Below are 412 nucleotides of genomic sequence, written 5' to 3' on the forward strand. Positions count from 1 at the left end.
TTTGAAATCAATCTATTATAAGATTTAGTTCTAATGCAACGAAAAAAGGGCTAGCATATTGGCCAACCCTTAAATTTTATCGATTAAAGTCGTGTTTCTTCGACGAAAGAAAGATTTAATCTTTATTTATAATAATCTTTGACTTTTCTACTGATTCTGAATCATCTCTACCAGGGACTACAATTTTGCTTTTTTCTACAGAACGCCCTGGAACTTTTATCTTGCTTTTTTCTACACCTTCATAAATATCATCACCTGAATCGTTAGAACAAGCTGCTACAGATAATAATGCAAAAGTAAGAAATGCATAAAAAAGTTTTCTAGTGTTCATAGTTCGGAGGATTAAGTACGGTTTTCACTTTCATTAACAAATGTAGGAAAATCTACATTCGCTGTAGTCAATTAAATTCAA

1 protein-coding gene is annotated in these 412 nt (G+C 31.1%); it reads right to left on the minus strand.

What is annotated here, in order from left to right; all coding sequences use genetic code 11:
• Positions 1 to 115 precede the first annotated feature (115 nt).
• The gene (locus ACRHNM_RS16270) at positions 116 to 331 is read right to left on the minus strand and encodes a hypothetical protein (protein WP_272607341.1); all 216 of its coding nucleotides are present in this window, start codon (positions 329 to 331) and stop codon (positions 116 to 118) included.
• Positions 332 to 412: the final 81 nt, after the last annotated feature.

The sequence above is a fragment of the Psychroserpens mesophilus genome (genome assembly GCF_050617655.1).
Taxonomy (GTDB): domain Bacteria; phylum Bacteroidota; class Bacteroidia; order Flavobacteriales; family Flavobacteriaceae; genus Psychroserpens; species Psychroserpens mesophilus_A.